Source organism: Streptomyces sp. NPDC006733, assembly GCF_040636125.1.
In the GTDB taxonomy this organism is placed as follows: domain Bacteria; phylum Actinomycetota; class Actinomycetes; order Streptomycetales; family Streptomycetaceae; genus Actinacidiphila.
Genome location: NZ_JBEYJD010000004.1, coordinates 15,235 through 37,177, shown reverse-complemented (window position 1 = coordinate 37,177; position 21,943 = coordinate 15,235). Strand labels below are relative to the sequence as shown.

Sequence of the window (21,943 nt, the reverse complement as noted above, 5' to 3'; positions counted from 1 at the left end):
AAGGAATAGACATGGCAACCGACCAGAACCAGCTCATCGAGGCGCTCCGCAAATCCCTCAAGGAGACCGACCGGCTCCGGCAGGTCAACAAGCGCATGCTCGCGCAGGCCGGCGAGCCGCTGGCGATCGTGGGCATGAGCTGCCGCTACCCCGGTGGCGTCACCTCCCCCGAGGAGCTGTGGGAGCTCGTGGCGTCGGGGAGCGACGCCATCACCGGCCTGCCCGCCGACCGGGGCTGGGACCTCGAGCGGCTCTACGACCCGAGCATGCGCCGACCCGGCGCGGTGTCCACCAGTGGCGGCGGATTCGTCGACGGGATAGCGGAGTTCGACGCCGAGTTCTTCGGGATCAGCCCGCGCGAGGCGCTGGCGATGGACCCGCAGCAGCGTCTGCTGCTGGAGGCGTCGTGGGAGGCGTTCGAGCACGCGGGCATCGATCCGACCTCGCTGCGCGGCAGCGACACCGGCGTCTTCTGCGGCGTCGGCACCAGCGACTACTGCACGGTGCCCGCGGGCAGCCTGCCGCAGATCGACGGCTTCCAGTTGACGGGCGGGGCGGCCAGCGTGTCGTCCGGCCGTATCTCCTACGTGTTCGGCCTGGAGGGCCCCGCGGTGTCCGTCGACACCGCGTGCTCCTCGTCCTCGGTCGCCCTGCACATGGCCACGCAGGCCCTGCGCGCCGGCGAGTGCTCGATGGCCCTGGTCGGCGGCGTCACTGTCATGTCCGGCCCGTTCCTGCTGGCCGAGTTCAGCCGCCAGCAGGCGGTGTCGCCGGACGGACGCTGCCGCGCGTACGCGGCCTCCACCAACGGCACGGGCTTCTCCGACGGGTTGGGCCTGGTGGTGCTGGAGCGGCTGTCGGATGCCAAGCGCAACGGGCGGCGCATTCTCGGTCTGATCCGTGGCACCGCGATCAACCAGGACGGTGCGAGCAACGGCCTGACGGCTCCCAACGGTCCGTCGCAGGAGCGGGTGATCCGGCAGGCGTTGGCCAACGCCGGACTGTCCCCGAACGACGTGGACGCCGTCGAGGGCCATGGCACCGGCACCACCCTCGGTGACCCGATCGAGGCCCACGCGCTGCTGGCGACGTACGGCCAGCAGCGGGAGGGCGATCCGCTGTGGCTCGGGTCGATCAAGTCCAACATCGGCCACACCTCCCTGGCCGCGGGCGTGGCCGGCGTCATCAAGATGGTCATGGCGATGCGGCACGGGGTGCTGCCGCAGACGTTGCACGTCGACGCGCCCTCCCCGCACATCGACTGGGAGTCGGGCGACGTCAAGTTGCTGACCGAGGCCCGGCCGTGGCCTGCGGGGGAGCGGCCCCGTCGGGCCGCGGTGTCGTCGTTCGGTGTGAGCGGCACGAACGCGCACATCATCCTGGAGGAGGCGCCCGCCGAGACGCCCGCCGAGGGACCGGTCGACGGGGCCACCGAGGGGCGCGCGGCCGGCGGCACCGAGGTTCCCGTGCCGCCCGCGGTTCCGGTGACGGTATCGGGCAGGAGCACGGCCGCGATGCGTGCGCAGGCCGATCGGCTGCGGGCGTTTGTGCTGGCGCGGCCGGAAGTGTCTCTGGCCGATCTGGGTTTCTCTTCGGCCACCTCCCGGGCGCATCTGGAGCACCGCGGTGTGGTGGCTGCGGCCGGGCGTGAGGAGTTGCTGGCGGGGCTGACGGCTCTGTCGCTGGGTGAGCCGTCACCGGTGGTGGTCGAGGGCCGGTCCCCGGCCTCGGCCAAGGCGGTGTTCGTGTTCCCGGGGCAGGGGGCGCAGTGGGTCGGTATGGCGGTGGGGTTGCTGGATTCCTCGTCGGTGTTCGCCGCTGAGATTGCCGCGTGTGGTGATGCGCTGGCGGAGTTCGTGGATTGGCGTCTGGAGGAGGTGCTGCGCGGGGTACCCGGCGTACCGTCTCTGGACCGGGTGGACGTGGTGCAGCCGGCGTTGTTCGCGACGATGGTGAGCTTGGCGGCGCTGTGGCGTTCGTACGGGGTTGAGCCGGCTGCCGTGGTGGGTCACTCGCAGGGTGAGATTGCCGCCGCGTATGTGGCTGGTGCGTTGTCGTTGCGGGATGCGGCCCGGATTGTGGCCGTGCGTGCGCAGTTGGTGCGTGATCGGTTGGCGGGGCAGGGCGGCATGATGTCGGTCGCGCTGCCGGTGCAGCAGGTCGAGGAGTTGCTGGCCCCGTTCGCGGGGCGGGTGTCGGTGGCGGCGGTCAACGGTCCCGCGTCGGTGATCGTCGCCGGTGAGCCGGGCGCGCTGGAGGAGATCAAGGCAGGGTGCGACCGGGACGAGATCCGCGCCCGCCTGGTCGCGGTGGACTACGCCTCCCACTCCGCCTACGTCGAGGCCATCCAGAACGAGCTGGTGGAGGCGCTGGCGCCGGTGCGCCCGGTGAGCAGCCGGGTGCCGTTCTACTCGACAGTGACGGGCGGATTCCTGGACACGGCGTCGATGGATGCCGCGTACTGGTACCGCAACCTGCGCAACCCTGTCGGCTTCGAGCCCGCCATCCGCGCACTCCTCGATGACGGCACGGGCTGCTTCCTGGAGATGTCACCCCACCCTGTGCTGGCGATGGCGGTCGAGGAGACCATCGCCGCCCACGGCGCGGTCCACCGGACCGAGGTTGTCGGCTCGCTGCGCCGTGACGAGGGCGGGCTGCCCCGCTTCCTGCTCTCGCTCGGCCAGGCCCACGTCGCCGGTGTGCCGATCGACTGGAACGCGGTCTACGCGGGCACCGGCGCCCAGCAGGTCCCGCTGCCCACCTACGCCTTCCAGCACAAGCGCTATTGGCTGGACGCCACCGGCCTCGCCGACGCGTCCGCGATCGGCCTGGGCCGCGTCGAGCACCCGGTCCTCGCGGCCGCCGTGCAGGTCGGCGACCGGGACGAGTGGGTGTTGACCGGCCGCGTCTCCCACCAGGGGCAGCCGTGGACCCGCGATCACGCGCTGTTCGGCACGGTCGTGCTCCCCGGCGCCGCGCTGGTGGAGCTGGTCATGTCCGCGGGCCGTCACGTGGGCTGCGATCTGATCGAGGAGCTGAACCTCGACGCCCCTATGGTGCTGGGCGAGGACGACGCCGCACGAATCCAGGTCACCCTCGGTGAGGCCGACGCGGACGGCCGCCGCGAGGTGGCGGTCTATTCCCGGCCCGAGGCCGCTGACGCGCAGACCACCGAGGCCGTCTGCCACGCCCGTGGCCGTCTCGCGGCCGGTGCCGAACCGCTGTCCGCGCGGCTGGGCGAGTGGCCGCCCGCCGGGGCCGAGCCCGTGTCGGTGGATGCCCTGTACACCGCCCTGGCCGAACGCGGCCTGGACTGCGGCCCGCTGCTGCAGTGCGCGCAGTCGGCGTGGGTGGCCGGCCGCGAGGTGTACGCCGACCTTGCGCTGCCCGACGGCACCGAGCCCGGCGGCTTCGCGATCCACCCGGCTCTGCTGGAGTCCGTGCTGCACACCGCCCACCGGCCCGGCGATGGTGCGGTGCCGACGGCGCCGTCCTGGTCGGGTGTGCGGATCGCGGGCGACAAGGTCGCCCGGGTACGGGCGCGCCTGGTCCCGGCGGGCGAGGACGCGCTGCGGCTCGACGTCTTCGACGCCGACGGCACGCCCGTGGTGCACGTCGACCGGATCGCCGTGCGCCCCACCGACCCGGCCAGGTTCGGGCAGCTGCGCCGGGGCCAGAACGCGCTGTTGCGCATGGACTGGGTGCCCGTCCCGGCCGGGAAGGGCAAGCCGGTGCGGCTGGCCGCGCTGGGCGCGGTCGCCGGGGTGGCCGAGCGCCACCCCGATCTGGCCGCGCTGGAACAGGCCGTCGCGGACGGGCCCGTGCCGCAGGCGGTGCTGGCCGCCATCGACACCCCTGCCGGGGATACGCCGGCGGCGGTGCGTGCCGCCGCCGGGCAGGCGCTGGCGCTGGTACGGCAGTGGCTGGCCGGCGAGGCGCTGGGCGGGGCCACGTTGGCCGTCGTCACGCGCGGAGCGGTGGCGGTCGGGGACGAGGCTGCCGATGTCGCGCAGGCCGCGGTGTGGGGCGTCGTACGCGCCGCCCAGTCCGAGCACCCCGGCCGGTTCCTGCTCATCGACGCGAGCGGTACTGCGACCGACGCCGCGACCGGCGCTTTGGCCGGTGACGCGGGCGCACCGCAGGAACAGGAATGGGGTGCGCTGCTCGGTCTGGACGAACCGCAACTGGCGGTGCGCGACGGCAAGGTGCTCGCTCCCCGGCTGGCCCGGGTTCCCGGCGGCTCGGCGGACCGGCCGAGGCCCCTGGACCCCGACGGCACAGTGCTGATCACCGGGGGCTCCGGTGCCCGGTTCGCCGAACACCTGATCAGGCACCACGGTGCCCGCCACCTGGTGCTGGCCGTCCCCCAGGACCAGGCCGACGCGCTGTCCGACGCGCTGGCCGCCGATCTCGCCTCTCTCGACCTCGACGCGCAGGTCCGCACAGCGCCCTGTGACGTGAGCGACCGGGAGCAGCTGGCCGCGCTGCTGGATTGCCTGGAGCACCCGCTGACCGCGGTCGTGCACGGTGCCGGGGTGCTCGACGGGGGCCTGATCGAGACGCTCTCGCACGAGCAACTGCAGACGGTGCTGCGGGCCACGGTGGACACGGCCTGGCACCTGCACGAGCTGACCGCGGGTGCGGACCTGTCCGCGTTCGTGCTGTTCTCCTCCTTCGAGGGCCTGGTGGGTCTCCCGGGCCAGGCCGCCCCCTCCGCGGCGGACGCCGCGTTGGTGGCCCTGGCCGGCCGCCGCCGCTCGGCCGGCCTGCCCGGCACCGCGCTCGCCTGGGGCCTGTGGGCCGACGGCCGGAGCGTCACCGACCGGGGCGCCGCGCCGAGTTCGGCCGACCGGGCGCTCGTCGCGCAGGCCGGGCTCGTTCCGTTCTCCACCGAGCTGGCCCGGGAGCTGTTCGACCGCGGCGTCGCCGCGGACCGCCCGCTGCTGGTGCCCGTCGAGCTGGATCCGGCCGTCCTGCGGGAGCAGGCCCTGGCCGGGCTGCTGCCGTCGGTGCTGCGCGGACTGGTGCGCGTGCCGGCCCGGCGCGCGGCGTCCGGCGGCACCCTGGCGCGGCGGCTGGCGGAGGTGCCGGCGGCCGAGCGCGAGCAGATGGTGCTCGAACTGGTGCGAGCGCAGGCCGCGTCGGTGCTCGGCCACGCCTCCGCCGACGAGGTGGACAGCGAGCGGGCCTTCAAGGAGCTCGGCTTCGACTCCGTCAGCGCGGTCGAACTGCGCAACCGGCTCGCGCAGAGCACCGGCGTGCCCCTGCCCGCCACCGTCGTGTTCGATCACCCCACGCCGGCGGCCGTCGCCCGGCTGCTGCTCGCGCAGGTCGACGGCGCGGCGGAGGACGTCCTGCCGGCCGCGCAGAAGCGGCGCGGCGCGGTGGACGAACCGCTGGCGATCATCGGGATCGGGTGCCGCTATCCCGGCGGCGTCACCTCCGCGGACGAGCTGTGGGAGCTCGTGGCAGGGGGCCGCGACGTGATCGGCCCCCTGCCCGCGGACCGCGGCTGGGACCTGGAGCGGCTCTACAGCCCGGACCGCGAGAAGATCGGCACGACCTACGCGCGCGGCGGCGGCTTCATCGCCGGCCTGGGCGACTTCGACGCCGAGTTCTTCGGCATCAGCCCGCGCGAGGTCATGGCCATGGACCCCCAGCAGCGGCTGCTGCTGGAGGCCTCCTGGGAGACCCTGGAGCACGCCGGGGTCGACCCGACGTCCCTGCGCGGCAGCGACACCGGGGTCTTCGTCGGTATCACCGGCTCCGACTACAGCCTGCTCGTGCCCACCGAGTACGAGGGCTACCGCGTCACCGGCACCATGTCCAGCGTCGCCTCGGGCCGTATCGCCTACACCCTGGGTCTGGAGGGCCCGGCCCTGTCGGTGGAGACGGCCTGCTCGTCCTCCGGGGTCGCGATGCACCTGGCGGCGCAGGCGCTGCGCAACGGCGAGTGCTCGCTCGCCCTGGCGGGCGGCGTGACGTTCATGACGACGCCGGTCACGATGACCGAGTTCAGCCGGCAGGGGGCGAACTCCCCGGACGGCCGCTGCCGCGCCTACGCGGCGTCCGCCGACGGCACGGGCTTCTCCGACGGTCTGGGGCTGGTGCTGCTGGAGAAGCTGTCCGACGCGCAGCGCAACGGGCGGCGCATCCTGGGCCTGATCCGCGGTACGGCGATCAATCAGGACGGTGCCAGCAACGGGCTGACCGCGCCGAGCGGTCCCGCGCAGGAGCGGGTGATCCGGCAGGCGCTGGCCAACGCCGGGGTGTCGCCGTCCGAGGTGGACGTCGTGGAGGGCCATGGCACGGGCACCGTGCTGGGGGACCCGATCGAGGCGCAGGCGCTGCTGGCGACGTACGGCCGCGAGCGCGACGGCGACCCGCTGTGGCTGGGGTCGATCAAGTCGAACATCGGCCACACCTCGGGTGCGGCGGGTGTCGCCGGTGTGATCAAGATGGTGATGGCGATGCGCAACGGGGTGCTGCCGCAGACCCTGCACGTGGACGCGCCGTCCCCGCACATCGACTGGCAGGCGGGCGCGGTCGAGCTGCTGACCGAGGCCCGGGAGTGGACCGGCACCGGCCGTCCCCGCCGGGCGGGCGTGTCGTCGTTCGGGGTCAGCGGCACCAACGCGCACATCATCGTGGAGGAGGCGCCCGCCCGAACGCCCGCAGCCGGTCCGCAGGCCGTGGTGGCGGCGCCCGCGCTGCCGGTGCTGCTGTCCGCGCGCACGGAAGCGGCCGTGCGCGCCCAGGCCGAGCGGCTGCGGCGGCGGCTGGTGGACGACCCCGGGCTTTCGCTGCTCGACGTCGGCTACTCGCAGCTGACCACGCGTGCGGCGCTGGAGCACCAGGCGGTGCTGGTGGCCGCCGACCGCGACGAACTGGCCGCCGAGCTGGCCGCCTTCGCCGTCGGGGACGTGACCGAGCGGACGGCTTTCGGCCGTACCTCGACCACCGCCAGGCCGGTGTTCGTGTTCCCGGGCCAAGGCGCGCAGTGGGAGGGCATGGCGGTCGGCCTGCTGGACTCCTCGCCGGTGTTCGCCGCCGAGATCGCCGCGTGCGGTGCGGCGCTCGCGGAGTTCGTCGACTGGCAGTTGGAGGACGTCCTGCGCGGCGCGCCCGGCGCCCCATCCCTGGACCGCGTCGATGTGGTGCAGCCCGCGCTGTTCGCGGTGATGGTGAGCCTGGCGGCGCTGTGGCGCTCGCACGGGGTGGAGCCGTCGGCGGTGGTCGGACACTCGCAGGGGGAGATCGCAGCCGCGTACGTGGCCGGTGGCCTGTCGCTGCGGGACGCGGCGCGGATCGTGGCGGTGCGCAGCCGGATCGCCCGCGACCGACTCATGGGCAGCAGCTGCCTGGCGTCGCTCGCCCTGCCGATCGCGCAGGTCGAGCGCCTGATCGAACCTTACGGACAGCGGATGACGGTGGCGGCCGTCAACGGCCCGGCGGCGGTGATCGTCGCCGGTGACCTGGAGTCGATCGACGCGCTGGTGGAGCACTGCGACCGGCAGGAGATCCGGGCCAAGAAGATCCGCGCCACGTTCGCCTCGCACTCCCCACATGTGGAGGTCGCCCGCGAGGAGATGCTGGAGGCGTTCGCCCCGGTCGCACCGCGCAGCGGAAGCATCCCGCTGTACTCCACGGCGGTGGGCGCGTTCGTCGACACCGCGTCGATGGATGCCGCGTACTGGTACGCCAATTTGCGCAACCCGGTCGGCTTCGAGCCCGCCGTGCGCGCGCTGATCGACAACGGCGCGGGCTGCTTCGTGGAGATGTCGCCGCACCCCGTGCTCGCGGTGGCCCTGGAGGAGACCATCGCCGCACACGGGTCGGCGACCCGGATCGGGGTGGTCGGCTCGCTGCGCCGCGCGGAGGGCGGCCCTGCCCGCTTCCTGCTGTCCCTGGCCGAGGCGCACCTCGCCGGGGTGACGGTCGACTGGGCGCCCTGCTTCGCCGACTCCGGCGCGCGGCGGGTCCCGCTGCCCACGTACGCCTTCCAGCGCAAGCGGTACTGGCCCAGTGCCCGCCCGGTTGCGGGCGACCCGGCCGTGTCCGGCCTCGGCCGCGTGGAGCACCCGGTGCTGACGGCGGGTCTGCATCTCGCGGACCGCGACGAGTGGGTGCTCACCGGCCGGCTGTCCCACGAGACCCTGCCGTGGCTGCGCGACCATGCCGCGTTCGGTCTGCCGGTCACCCCCAGCACCACGCTGGTGGAGCTGGCGCTGGCCGCGGGCGGGGGCGTGGGGACGCCGCTGCTCGACGAGATGATGTTCCAGGCGCCGCTGCTGCTGCCCGACGGCGCGGCGCTGCAGATCCAGGTGATCGTCGGCGCGCCGGCGGCGGACGGCCGCCGCCCGGTGGCGGTCCACTCGCGTGCGGACGGGGATCAGCACGCCGCGTCGACCAGCCACTGCACGGGCTGGCTGGCGCCGGACACCGAGCCCGCGGCGGGCTGGGCGGGCGTCTGGCCGCCCGCCGGCGCCGAGCCGGTGCCGGTGGACGGCCTGTACACGGCGCTGGCCGCTCTCGGCCTCGACTGCGGTCCGGCGCTGCACGGCGTGCGGACGGCCTGGCGCCGGGGCGCCGAGGTGTACGCGGAGCTCGCGCTGCCCGAGGACGTCGGCGCCGCGGAGTTCGGCATCCACCCGGCCCTGTTCGAGGCCGCGCTGCACCTGGGACAGCTGAGCTTCGCCGATCAGGGCGCGCCGCAGCTGCCGGTGTCCTGGTCCGGGGTACGCCTGGCCGCGACCGGCGCCGACCGGGGCCGCGCGCGCGTCACCTCCGAGGGCGACACCCTACGGGTGGAGGTCTTCGCCGAGGACGGCGCGCTGGTGCTGGCGGTGGACCGGGTGGCGTTCCGCGCGGTCGACCCGGCGCACCTGGAGGAGCTGCGCCGCGGGCAGAGTTCGCTGTACCGCGTCGACTGGGTTCCGGTCGAGGTCGGTGCGGGCCCGCCGGTGCGGCTGGCCGCGCTGGGCGCCGCCGCCGGGGGCGTGGCGGACCGGTACGCCGATCTGGCCGCCCTCGAACAGGCGGTGGCCGGGGGTGCGGCGGCCCCGCAGGCCGTGCTCACGGTGATCGACCCGCCCGCCGGGGACGATTCCGCGGCGGCACGTGACGCGGCCGGTGAGGCCGCGGCCCTGGTGCGGCGCTGGGCGGAGCACCCGCGGTTCGGTGCGGCCGTCCTGGTCGTGGCGACGCGCCGCGCGGTGGCGGCCCGCGACGCGGAGGTCCAGGACCCGGCGCAGGCGGCGGCCTGGGGCGTGCTGCGGGCCGCGCAGTTCGCCCACCCGGGCCGGTTCCTCGTCGTGGACGTGGACGAGGACGCCCAGCCGGAGTGGGGCGCCCTGCTCGCCGGCGACGAGCCGCAGCTCGCGGTGCGCGCCGGGCAGGTCCTGGCGCCGCGCCTGGCCCTGGCGCCGGTCGCGTCCCCGGACCGGCCGGCCCGGCAGATCGCCGACGGCACCGTCCTGGTCACCGGCGGCACGGCCCTGCCGGGCGCGGCGCTGGCCCGGCACCTGGCCGCCCAGCACGGCGTCCGCGACCTGCTGCTGCTGGGCACACCCGGAGACGCCGCGGAGCGACTGGTCGCGGAGCTGGCGGAGCTCGGTGCGCGAGCGCGCGTCGAGGAGTGCGCGCCCGACCGCCTGCCGGCGGTGCTCCGGTCCCTGGAGTCGCCGCTCAGCGCGGTCGTGCACACCGCGGCCGAGCCCGCGGGAGCGGAGCTGCTGCTGCGGCTGCACGCGCTGACCGAGCCGTACGCCCTCTCCGCCTTCGTGGTCTTCTCCTCCTTCGCCTCCCTGACGGGCGGTGGGGCGGCGGATCCGGTGGTGGACGCGGCCGCGGAAGCGCTGGTTGGCACGCGCCGTGCGGCCGGCCTGGCGGGCACCGTGCTGGCCTGGGGCCCGTGGGCGGGCGCGGACGCGCCGGCGGGGACCAGCGAGCTGCCGGTCGAGCGGGCTCTCGCACTGTTCGACCAGGCCCTCGCGGTGGACGCGGCGCTGCTGGCGCCGGTCCAGCTGGACCTGGGGGCGTTGCGGTCGCAGGCCCGCGAACGGACGCTGCCGGCGCTGCTGCGCGGCCTGGTCCGGCTGCCGGCCCCGCGCGAGGCGGGAGGCGGGTCGCTGGCTCAAAGGCTGGCGGGTGTCCTGGACGCGGACCGCGAGCGGGTCGTGCTGGAGCTGGTCACGGCGCATGTCGCGGCCGTGCTCGGCCACGACACCGTTGACCGGATCGAGGTCGAGGGCAGGCTGCGGGACCTGGGCATGGACTCGATGAGCGCGGTGGGGCTGCGGAACCGGCTGGCGCAGGCCACCGGGCTGCGCCTGCCCGTCTCGTTCGTGTTCGAGCACCCCACCCCGGCGGAGATCGCCCGGCAGTTGCTCAAGCGGGTCGGATCGGAGGCCGCGGCCGCCGCGGCGCCCGCGGCCGCCCAGGACACGATCAGCGAGCGGCTGCGGCAGGCCGCCGGGACGGGCACCTTGCTGCAGTCGCTGCGGCAGCTGGTGGACGCCGCCGGGGCCCGGCCGGTCTTCGCGTCGGCCGCCGAGCTGCCCGACACCGGCGGGAGTCTGGCGCAACTGGCCTCCGGCCCGGGCCGGGTGAAGATCGTCTGCGTGCCGTCCTACGTGTACGTGGTCGGCTCCGGCCAGGAGCAGTTCCTGCGCCTGGCCGACCGCTTCGACGGCGTGCGGGACGTGCACGTCTGCTCCCTGCCGGGGTTCGGCACCGAACTGGCCCCGCAGTCCCGCCAGGTGGCCGAGGAGATCTTGGAGGGCGCGATCCGCGCGGCCGTCGGCGACGCGCCGTTCGTCCTGGTCGGCTACTCCATGGGCGGCGTCGTGGCGGGCTCGCTCGCCGAACGCCTGCGGTCCTCCGGGGCCGCGCTCACCGGAGTCGTCATGATCGACACGCTGGCGCTCACCGGTGACGCGGACGAGGTCGGCGAGGCGTTCGCGGCGATGCTGGCGCAGATCCTCACCCAGGAGCGGCGCGCGGTCTCCATCGACGACGCGAGCTGGCGGTCGATGGGCGACTACCTGCGGCTGTTCGCCGGCCGGCGGGCGGCACCCGCCGCCAGGACGCTGATGATCCGGGCCGCGGAACCGCTCGGCGCCGCGGAGGGTGACCACCGGCGGTGGGAGGCCTCCGACGACCATGTCGACGTCGCCGCGGACCACTTCGCGCTGATCGAAGCCGCCGCCGCGGCCACCGCGGACGCGATCGAGGGGTGGATCGAGCCATGAGCACCGAGGGCGCGGCGCAGGACGGCTGTGACGGCTGTCCGGCGTCGCGCTCCTGCCGGCCGGTACGGGCGGGGATCCGTTACGGGCGCCAAGAGCACGCCAGAGCACGCGACTCACGCGGCAACGAGATAAGGAAGCACAGACAATGGACCACTCCAGCAACGTTCACGACGCGGCCGTCGCGTCCGGCGGCACGTGCCCGGTCGGCCACGCCGCTCCCGCTCCCCAGGAGGTCATCCCCTCCTCCGCGCTGCCTGTGGTGGACATGCCCCGGCTGCGCCAGGTGCTGAGCATCTGGGCCCGCCCCGAGCCGTATCTCAAGAGCTGCCGCGCCAAGTACGGCAGCCGGTTCCGGGTGACGATCATCCCCGGTGTGGCGCTGTACGTGATCTCGGCGCCGGAGGACGTCAAGCAGATGTTCCTCGCGCCCCGGGACGTCCTGCACACCGGTTCCAGCAACACCCCCATCGAGAAGTGGACCGGTCAGACCGGCCTGGCCTGGCGGGACGAGGAGGAGCACACCAAGATGCGGCGCGGCGTCATGCCGAGCTTCCGCGGCGAGGCGCTGAAGCGGGTCGGGCAGGAGGTCGTGCGGCTGGCCCAGGAGGAGGTCGCCTCCTGGCCGCGGGACCGGGCCGTGTCGGTGCACCCCTTCGCACACCGCTACACCACCAAGGTCATCTTCGAGGTCTGCTTCGGCGAGCACCGTCCCTCCAACGAGGACGCGATGTTCGCGGAGGTGGTCAAGATGCTGGAGTTCAACTCCCGTGCGAACACGATGAAGCCGTTTCACCTGCTGCCGTCCTGGAAGATGACGTGGATGCGGCTGAACCGGATCAACGGCGTCAACGACTTCCTGGTCCGCCGCGCGCGGCTGCACGCGATGCTGGACGCGGCCATCGACGAGCGGGTGCGCTCCGGCAAGCCCGGGGACGACCTGCTCGGCACGATGCTGGGCGGCATCGCCGAGGACGACTCCCCGGCGCGCCGGATCGAGATGCGCGACGAGATCATGACGCAGTTCCTGGCCGGTACCGAGACGACCGCGTCGGCCATCTGCTGGGCGCTGGAGTTCCTGACGCGCCACCCGCAGGCGGTCGAGCGGCTGCGCGCGGAGATGGAGGACGGGTCGGGTGACACGTACCTGACGGCCGTGGTGCACGAGGTGCTGCGGCTGGGACCGCCGATCCAGCAGATCGTCCCGCGCGAGGTGGTCAAGCCGGTCGAGATCGGCGGCGTGCTCTACGAGCCCGGCGCCCGGCTGTGGGCCAGCGCCTACCTGCTCAACCGGGACGAGCACAACTACCCGCAGCCCGACGAGTTCCGCCCGGAGCGCTTCTTGGGCGTCAAGCCCGCTTCGCACACCTGGATCCCGTTCGGCGGCGGCCACACCCGCTGCCTCGGCGACCGCATCGCGCTCGTGGAGCTGAAAGCCACCCTCACCGCGATCCTGACGACCTGCGACGTCGAACGCGCCGACGCCGCGCCGCAGTCCGCGCACAGCCGGACAGTCGTCAACATCCCGCGGAACGGCGCCCGCATGGTGTTCAAGCCGCGCACGGCCGGAGCCCGCTCTGCCGCACGGTGACGCACGGTGGGTAGATTGTCCGTTCCACGAGAAAAGGAGGTTTTCATGAGGCTCCCGAACACCGCGTTCACCGAGCGGCCGTGGCGAGTTCACGAGTTCACCAAGGACTTCGAGGTCGAGGACGTGTGGGACCTGGACACTCCGGGGGGACCCGACGACCTGGCGCTTTTGGTGCGGCAGTTCACCGGTGACGGGGCCGACTTCAAACCGTCGCCGATGTACAAGCTGCTGTTCGCGATCCGCTGGCGGCTGGGAGCCGTCCTGAAGTGGGACGAGGAGAAGCACGGCCTCAGCCCGCGCGACCCGTCCCTGCGCGACCGGCTGCCGGCCGACCTGCGCGACGGTCCGCGCGGCCCGGACCTGCGGACGATGCCGCTGCAGTCGGTCTACCAGACCTCCGACGAGTGGGTGACCGAGGTCGTCAACAAGACGGTGCACGCGGCGATGCACATCGGTTGGGTCGACGACGGCAACGGCCGGTACCACGCGCACATGGCCGTCCTGGTGCGCAAGAAGGGCCTGCTCGGGAAGGTCTACATGCCCGTGATCCTGCCCTTCCGGCGCCTGTTCGTGACGCCGTCCCTGGTCAAGGCCATCGGCCGCTCCTGGAAGGCGCGCACCGCCCGCTAGCCCCGCTGCGTGGCCCCGCCGGACCCCGGCGCGGCCACGCACCCGGGCGGCGGCCCCCGTATGCGGCGGCAGTCCTCCTGCCGCCGCTTCTCGCTGCCCGAAAGGTGGCCCGCGGCGCGCTGCTCCACCGGCGGCCGAAGGCCGCACACCGCCCTGGCGCAAGAGGGAAATCCGCCGGATTCGCGGCCCCGAAAGTGTATCTGCGGGAGCCGTTCGCCGATCCTGCAGGCAAAGGGGTAGAAAGGGCTGGAGCTCTATGGGCGGGAACGAGTGCGGGCAGGGGCTCACGGACGTGGGTCACCATGCCGTCGCTGTCATCGGAATGGCGTGCCGGGTACCGGGAGCACAGGACGTGCGCTCCTTCTGGGAGCTGCTGAGACACGGCGAGCAGGCGATAGCGGACGCGCCGGCCGACCGGTGGCCGAGGGACATCGACGAACTGGCGCGCCACCCTCAGGGCGGCTTCGTCGACGGCGTGGGGGACTTCGACGCGGCCTTCTTCGGCATCTCGCCGAAGGAGGCCGCGGTGATGGACCCGCGCCAGCGCATGGTGCTCGAACTGAGCTGGGCGGCTGTGGAAGACGCCTTCATCGCGCCGGAGAGCCTGCGCTCCAGTGCCACCGCGGTGTTCCTCGGCGCCACCGGCGACGACTACGCCTCCCTGGTGCACCGGCACGGCGGCGACGCGCTGTCCCACCACTCCATAGCCGGGCTGAGCCGGGGCCTGATCGCCAACCGGATCTCGCAGCAACTGGGCCTGCACGGACCCAGCCTGACGGTGGACACCGTCCAGTCCTCCTCCCTCGTCGCGGTGCACCTGGCCTGTCAGAGCCTGCGCGCGGGCACCGCGCGCCTGGCGCTGGCCGGGGGCGTGCACCTGAACCTGGTGCCGGAGAGCACGATCGCCTTCGCCCGCTCCGGGGCGCTGTCACCGGACTGCCGCAGCCACACCTTCGACGCGCGCGCCAACGGCTTCGTGCGGGGCGAGGGCGCGGGCGTGGTCGTGCTCAAGCGGCTGGCCGACGCGGTCGCCGACGGCGACGACGTGTACTGCGTCCTGCTCGGCGGCGCCGTCAACCATGACGGCCCGGGCGCGCTGACCGTGCCCAGCGCCGAGGCGCAGAGCGCGTTGCTGCGCGCCGCCTGCCGCGACGCCGGGGTGGCCCCCGCGCAGGTGCGGTACGTCGAACTGCACGGCACCGGCACCCGGGTGGGCGACCCGGTCGAGGCGAGCGCGCTCGCCGCGGCCTTCGGTGCGGGCCGCGACGCCGCGCAGCCGCTGCTCGTCGGATCGGTGAAGACCAACATCGGCCACCTCGACGCGGCCGCGGGCGTCCTGGGCCTGATCAAGGTCGGGCTGTCCGTCCGCCACGGCCTGCTGCCCGCCAGCCTCAACTACCGGACCCCGAACCCCGACATCCCCCTGACGGAGTGGAAGCTGCGCGTCAACGCGGCCGCCGCCCCGTGGCCCGACGGCCCCCGGCTGGCCGGGGTCAGCTCCTTCGGGATCGGCGGCACCAACTGCCACCTCGTCGTCGGCGCCCCCGAGCCGGCCGCCGCCCCGCAGCCGGACGGGCCGGCGGACCCGCGGACGCCGGGCACGGCGGTCCCGGTGCTGGTCTCCGCCCGCACCCCGCAGGCGCTGCGGGCCCAGGCCCGGCGCCTGCACGACTGGGTGCGCGACGACACCGCCCTGCGCCCGCTGGACGTGGGCCACTCCACGGCCACCACCCGGTCCTCGCTCAAGAGCCGCGGTGTGGTGCTGGCCGCGGACCGGGAGGAACTGCTGGAGGGCCTGGCCGCACTGGCCCAGGGCACCCCGTCGGCACGGGTCGTCACCGGCACCGCCGCCGAGAACGGCCGCGTCGTGTGGGTGTTCTCCGGTCAGGGCGCGCACTGGCTGGGCATGGCCCAGGGATTGTGGCAGGAGAACGCGGTCTTCGCCGCCCGCATGGACCAATGCGAGCGGCTGCTGCAGGAGTTGGGCGGCTGGTCGCTGCGCGAGGCGCTGGGCGACGCGGCCGCTCTGGAGCGGATGGACGTCGTGCAGCCGGCGCTGTTCGCCGTCATGGTCTCGCTGGCCGAGGTGTGGCGTTCGGCGGGCCTGGAGCCCGACGCGGTCGTCGGCCACTCCCAGGGCGAGCTGGCCGCCGCGACCGTGGCGGGCATCTTGTCCCTGGCCGACGGGCTGCGGCTGATCGTCGCCCGGGCGCGGATCATCACCGAGCAACTGTCCGGGCGGGGCCTGATGGCCGTCCTGGACCTGCCGGCCGACCAGGTCGACCAGACCCGGGTCGCGGTCGGGGCGGTGAACTCCCACGGCACCGTGGTCATCTCCGGTGACCCCGACGGCGTGCGCGAAGCCGTCGCGGACTGCCAGGCCAAGGGCCTGCGCGCGCGGATCGTCCCGGTCGACTACGCCTCGCACTGCGACCACGTCGAGTCGATCCGGGACGAGGTCCTCCGCGGCGTCGCGGGGGCCGCGACCCACGACACCGGGATCGCCTTCTACTCCACCGTCGTCGCCGGCCGGGTCGACCCGGCCACCTTGGACGCCGAGTACTGGTACCGCAACCTGCGCGAGCCGGTCCGCTTCGCGGACACCGTCCAGACGCTGTCCGCCGACGGGTACGGTGTGTTCGTCGAGGTCAGCCCGCACCCGGTGCTGACGATGCACATCGCCGCCACGGCCGGCAGCGCCGTCGTGCAGCCCACGCTGCGCCGCAACGAGCCGGAGACGCACCGCCTGCTGCTGTCCATGGCGGAGCTGTACAGCCGGGGCGTGGACCTGGACTGGCGCACCTGGTTCGGCGGCGCCCGGCGGGTGGCGCTGCCGACGTACGCCTTCCAGCGCGAGACGTACTGGGTCGAGGGTTCCGCCGCCGCGGCGTCCGCGCCCCGGCCGCTCCTGGCCGCCGCCGCGCCCACGGGCGCCGGCGCGGTCGCGGCGGCCGGGAGGTCCGAGCAGGACCTGTGGACGCTGGTGCGCGGCGAGGCGGCGGTGGTGCTCGGGCACGCCGACGCCGGGCGGATCGGGGCGGACCTCACCTTCAAGGAGCTGGGCTTCGACTCGGTGACCGCGGTGCAGTTGCGCGACCGGCTCAATGCCGCGACCGGTCTGCAGATGCCCGCGTCCCTGCCCTACGACCACCCGACCCCCGCGGCGGTGGTGCGGCACCTGCGCGCCCAACTCTCCGGCCAGGAGCAGGGGCACGAGCAGGGCCAGGACCGGGACCGGACCCAGCGCCCGGACCAGCACTGCGGGAGCGGGGCGCAGGCCGCCCCGCGTCCCGCCGCCGACGAGCCGATCGCGATCGTCGGCATGAGCTGCCGGCTGCCCGGCGGGGTGGCCACCCCCGAGGACCTGTGGCGGCTGGTCGCCGACGGCGTCGACGCGATCACCGGCTTCCCCCAGGACCGGGGCTGGCGCGTCGACGCGGACGCGGGCTTCGTCCCCGCCGGCGGCTTCCTGGACGGTGCGGCGGACTTCGACGCGGGCTTCTTCCGCATCAGCCCGCGTGAGGCGCTGGCGATGGACCCGCAGCAGCGGCTCGCCCTCGAAGCGGTCTGGGAGGCCTTGGAGGACGCGGGCCAGGACGCGGCCGGGCTGCGTCGCAGCAGCACCGCCGTGTTCATGGGCGCCATGGCGCAGGACTACCTGCCGCGCCTGCAGGACGTGTCCGGCAACCTCGCGGGCCACGCGCTGACCGGCGGATCCGGCAGCGTGGTCTCCGGCCGGATCGCCTACTGCCTCGGCCTGGAAGGGCCGGCCGTCACCGTCGACACCGCCTGCTCCTCCTCCCTGGTCGCGCTGCACCTCGCCGCGCAGTCGCTGCGGTCGGGGGACAGCTCACTGGCCGTGGCCGGCGGCGTCACCGTGATGTCCACCCCGGGCATGTTCGTCGAGTTCGCCCGGCAGGGCGGGCTGGCGGCCGACGGCCGCTGCAAGGCGTTCTCCGACGCCGCCGACGGCACCGGCTGGTCCGAGGGCGTCGGCGTGCTGGTGCTGGAGCGGCTGTCCGACGCGCGCCGCAACGGCCGCCGTGTCCTGGCCGTCCTGCGCGGCAGCGCGATCAACCAGGACGGCGAGAGCAACGGCCTGACCGCGCCCAACGGCCCCTCCCAGGAGCGGGTGATCCGCCAAGCCCTGGCGTCGGCCGGCCTGGCACCGGCGGACGTCGACGCGGTGGAGGCGCACGGCACCGGCACCGGCCTCGGCGACCCGATCGAGGCGCAGGCGCTGCTGTCGGTCTACGGCGGGGAGCGGGCGGACCCGCTGTGGCTGGGGTCGCTGAAGTCCAACATCGGACACACCCAGGCCGCCGCGGGCGTCGCAGGCGTCATCAAAATGATCATGGCGATGCGTGCGGGCGTGCTGCCCCGCACCCTGCACGTCGACGAGCCGTCGCGCCGGGTCGACTGGACGTCGGGAGCCGTCCGGCTGCTGGCCGAGCAGAGCCCCTGGGCGGCGGCCGGCCACCCGCGCCGCGCCGGAGTCTCCTCGTTCGGCATCAGCGGCACCAACGCCCACGTGATCATCGAGCAGGGCGACCTGGAGGAGCCCGCCGCGCCCGCCGCCGCACCGCCCACGGGTGCGACGGTGTGGCCGGTGTCGGCGCACAGCGCCAAGGCGCTGGCCGGGCAGGCGCGCAAGCTGCACGCCGCGCTGACCGCCGACCCCAGCGCGCAACCAGCCGACGTGGCCGTGACCCTGACCACCCGCCGCTCGTCCTTCGACCACCGCGCCGTGGTCATCGGATCCGGCCGGGCCGAGCTGCTCGCCGGCCTCGACGCCCTGGCCCGCGGGCAGCGCGACCCCGCCGTGGTCACCGGCCACGCCGCGGGGCCGGCCGCCGTCGGCGTCCTGTTCTCCGGCCAGGGCAGCCAGCGCCTGGGCATGAGCCGCGAGCTGATCGCGACCTTCCCGGTGTTCGCCGCCGCATGGCGCGAGGTCTGCGACGCGCTCGACCCGCTGCTGGAGCACCGCGTCGACGACGTCGTCGCGGCCGAACCCGGGACCCCGGCGGCCGGGCTGCTCGACGAGACCGCCATGACGCAGCCCGCCCTGTTCGCCTTCGAGGTCGCCGCCTACCGGCTGCTGACCTCCCTGGGGGTCGCGCCCGCCGTGCTCGTCGGGCACTCCATCGGCGAGCTGGCCGCCGCGCATGTGGCCGGCGTGTTCTCGCTGGCCGACGCGGCCCGTCTGGTCGCCGCACGCGGCCGCCTGATGGGGGCGCTGCCTGGCGGCGGGGCCATGGTGGCGGTCCAGGCCGGTGAGCAGGAGGTCCGGGCCGCCCTGGCCGGGCACGAGCACGCCGCCTCCGTCGCCGCCGTCAACGGCCCCACCGCCGTGGTGATCTCCGGGGTGAGCGAGGTCGTCACCGAGGTCGCCGCGACGCTGGCCGCCCACGGGCGCAAGACCAGCCGGCTGCGGGTGTCGCACGCCTTCCACTCGCCGCTGATGGACCCCCTGCTCGCCGAGTTCGCCGACGTCGCCGCATCGATCACCTACGCGCCCGCGCGGCTCGCCGTCGTGTCCAACGTGTCCGGCGCCATCGCCGAGCCGGGCGAGCTGGAGCAGCCCGACTACTGGGTGCGCCACGTCCGCGACGCGGTGCGCTTCGCCGACGGGATCGCCGCCGCCGTCACAGCCGGCGCCCAGGTACTGGTGGAGGTCGGCCCCGACGGCGTCCTCGCCGCCCTGGCCGCCGACGCCCACCCCCAGGCGGACCTGACGGCGATCCCGCTGGTCCGCAAGGGGCGCTCGGAGCGGCGGTCGGCGGCGGAGGCCCTGGCGCGTCTGCACACCGCCGGCGTCCCGGTCGACTGGCACGCCTACCTGGACGCCGTCGGCGCCGCGGGCCGCATCGTGGACCTGCCCACGTACGCCTTCGACCGCCAGCGCTACTGGGCGCAGCAGGCCGCGCCGCACGGCGATGTCGCACGCGCCGGCCTCGAACCGGTCGCCCACCCCTTCCTGGCCGCGGCCACCGACCTCGCCGGCGGCGACCAGGTGGCGTTCAGCGGGCGGATCGACCTCGCCACCGAGCCCTGGCTCGCCGACCACGCCATCTTCGGCACGCCGGTGTTCCCCGGCGCGGCCGTGGTGGAGATGGCGCTGCGCGCGATCGAGGACACCGGCTGCCGTGCCATCGAGGAACTGACGCTGCACGCACCCCTGACCTTCGCGGGGGGCCCTGTGCGCGTGCAGGTCGTCGTCGGCGCGGCGGAACCGTCGGGCCGGCGCCGGGTGGGCGTCTACTCCCGGCCGGCCGCCGGCGGCTCCTCCGCCTGGATCCGGCACGCCGACGGACACGTCATCCCGCAGGCTCCCGCGCCCGCCGCGCCCCTCGAGGTGTGGCCCCCGCACCAGGCCGTCCCGGTGGACCTGACCGGCCACTACCCGCAACTGGCCGACCGCGGCTACGGCTACGGCCCCGCCTTCCAGGGACTGCGCACCTTGTGGCGGCTCGGGGACGACGAGGCCTACGGCGAGGTCCAACTGCCCGAGGGCGTGCCGCATCCCCAGGCCGGATTCGCCGCCCACCCGGCCCTGTTCGACGCTGCACTGCACACGGCCCTGGCGCTGATGGGCACGGACGACCCGACGCAGGCGGTGCTGCCGTACGCCTGGGCCGGCGTGGCCTGCCACGGGCGCGGCGCCGGCCGGCTGCGGGTGCGCGCCGCCCGCATCAGCGAGACGGAGGTGACGCTGTCGATCACCGACGCGGACGGGGCGCCCGTGCTGACCGTCGAGTCGCTGGCCCTGATGCCGGCCTCGGCCGACCAGCTGTCCCCGGGCTCCCCGGACGACGCGCTGTTCGCCGTGCGCTGGTCGCCCGTGGACCTGGGCGCGCCGCGCCCGGCCGGATCGGCACAGCCGGCCGAGATCGTGCACTTCCAGGCCGACGCACACGCGGACCCTCCCACCTCCGCCCGGGCCAGTGCCGGCGAGGCACTGGAGCTGGTCCAGCGGCGGCTGAAGGACGCCTCCGACCGCCCGCTGGCGATCGTGACCGAGAACGCCGTGGCGGCCCTGCCCGGCGAGACACCCGACCTGGCCCTCGCACCGGTGTGGGGCCTGGTGCGCGCCGCGCAGGCCGAACACGGCGACCGGTTCGTGCTGGTGGACACCGACGGCAGCGAGGAGTCCCGGCGCGCCCTGGAGCGGCTCGACCCGCGCCTGCCGGAGCTGGTCCTCCGCCGGGGCACGGCCTACGCACCGCACCTGGTGCCGGTACCCGCCCCCGCCGCCGCCCGGCCGGCCTTCGATCCGAACGGCACGGTGCTGCTCACCGGCGCGACCGGGGGACTGGGCGCGCTGCTCGCCCGGCACCTGGTCGTCGAGCACGGGGTGCGCCACCTGCTGCTGCTCAGCCGCTCCGGCGGGGCCGGACCGGCCGCGGAACTGACCGCACTCGGCGCGCACGTCACCTCCGCGGCCTGCGACGTCTCCGACGCCGGGGCACTGGCGCGGCAGCTCGCGCTCATCCCCCCGCAGGCGCCGCTGACCGCGGTCGTGCACATGGCCGGCGTCCTGGACGACACCACCGTGGAGCTGATGACCCCGGACCGGATCGACCGCGTCTTCGCACCCAAGGTCGACGCCGCCTGGCATCTGCACGAACTGACGCGCCACCTGGAGCTGTCGGCCTTCGTGCTGTACTCCTCCGTCGTCGGCGTGATCGGCAACGCGGGCCAGGCCAACTACGCGGCCGCCAACGCCTTCCTCGACGCCCTGGCCGAGCACCGGGCCGCGGCGGGCCTGCCCGCCCTCGCCCTGGCCTGGGGCCCGTGGGAGATCGGCATGGGGCACGGCCTCGGCCCCGCCGACCGGGCGCGCTTTCGGCGGCACGGCATGGCGCCGCTGACGGCCGAGCGGGGCAACGCCCTGTTCGACGCCGCCCTCGCCGGGGACGAGAGCCTCCAACTGCCCGTCCAGGTCGACCGGGGCACCCTGCGCCAGGAAGCCACCGTGCCCGCCCTGCTGCGCACCCTGGTCCAGCCCGTGACCGCCCTGCCCGCACGGCCCGTGGCCGCCGAGGAGGGCGGTGCGTCGCCCATGGCGCGCAAGCTGGCCGCCCTGGCGCCTGAGGAGCAGCGCGCGGAGCTGGTGACGTTGCTGATGGAGACCGCCGCGGTGGTGCTGGGCTACCCGTCCGCCGAGGACATCGACGCGGACATGTCGTTCCAGGAGATCGGGTTCGACTCCCTGAGCGGCGTCGAGTTCCGCAACCAGGTCAAGCAGGACACGGGGGTGCAGGTCCCGGCCACGGTGATCTACAACTACCCGACGCCTGCCGCGCTGGCGGAGCGCGTACGGGAGCTGCTGTTCCCCGAGCCGGAGCCGACCGCCGACGCGACAGCAGGCCTGGTGGACGACGCAACCGAGGGCCCGGACGAGATCGACGACCTCGACATCGAAGCTCTCGTCCAGCGGGCGAACGCCGAATGAGAACCGTGTGCCCCTGTA

At 74.6% G+C, this 21,943-nt stretch carries 4 protein-coding genes; all 4 read left to right on the top strand.

Annotation, left to right across the window (positions count from 1 at the left end):
* The first annotated feature begins 11 nt into the window (after positions 1–11).
* The 4 genes from ABZ721_RS05540 (at position 12) to ABZ721_RS05525 (ending at position 21,925) form a co-directional block, all read left to right on the top strand.
* Positions 12–11,252 (top strand): beta-ketoacyl synthase N-terminal-like domain-containing protein, encoded by an 11,241-nt coding sequence (locus ABZ721_RS05540; protein ID WP_358787279.1) that lies wholly within the window; start codon positions 12–14, stop codon positions 11,250–11,252.
* Positions 11,253–11,397: 145 nt separating this feature from the next.
* The gene (locus tag ABZ721_RS05535) at positions 11,398–12,840 is read left to right on the top strand and encodes a cytochrome P450 (protein WP_358787278.1); all 1,443 of its coding nucleotides are present in this window, start codon (positions 11,398–11,400) and stop codon (positions 12,838–12,840) included.
* A gap of 45 nt (positions 12,841–12,885) precedes the next feature.
* Complete coding sequence (locus ABZ721_RS05530) at positions 12,886–13,470, top strand: DUF2867 domain-containing protein (RefSeq protein WP_358787277.1); 585 nt, start codon at positions 12,886–12,888, stop codon at positions 13,468–13,470.
* 256 nt (positions 13,471–13,726) lie between these two features.
* A complete protein-coding gene (locus ABZ721_RS05525; protein ID WP_358787276.1) occupies positions 13,727–21,925 on the top strand; it encodes a type I polyketide synthase in 8,199 nt (2,732 codons plus the stop codon).
* Positions 21,926–21,943 lie beyond the last annotated feature (18 nt).

Coding starts and splice junctions, on each gene's coding strand:
- ABZ721_RS05525 (WP_358787276.1), top strand. CDS start 13,727: ATGGGCGGGAACGAGTGCGGGCAGGGGCTCACGGACGTGGGTCACCAT.
- ABZ721_RS05540 (WP_358787279.1), top strand. CDS start 12: ATGGCAACCGACCAGAACCAGCTCATCGAGGCGCTCCGCAAATCCCTC.
- ABZ721_RS05535 (WP_358787278.1), top strand. CDS start 11,398: ATGGACCACTCCAGCAACGTTCACGACGCGGCCGTCGCGTCCGGCGGC.
- ABZ721_RS05530 (WP_358787277.1), top strand. CDS start 12,886: ATGAGGCTCCCGAACACCGCGTTCACCGAGCGGCCGTGGCGAGTTCAC.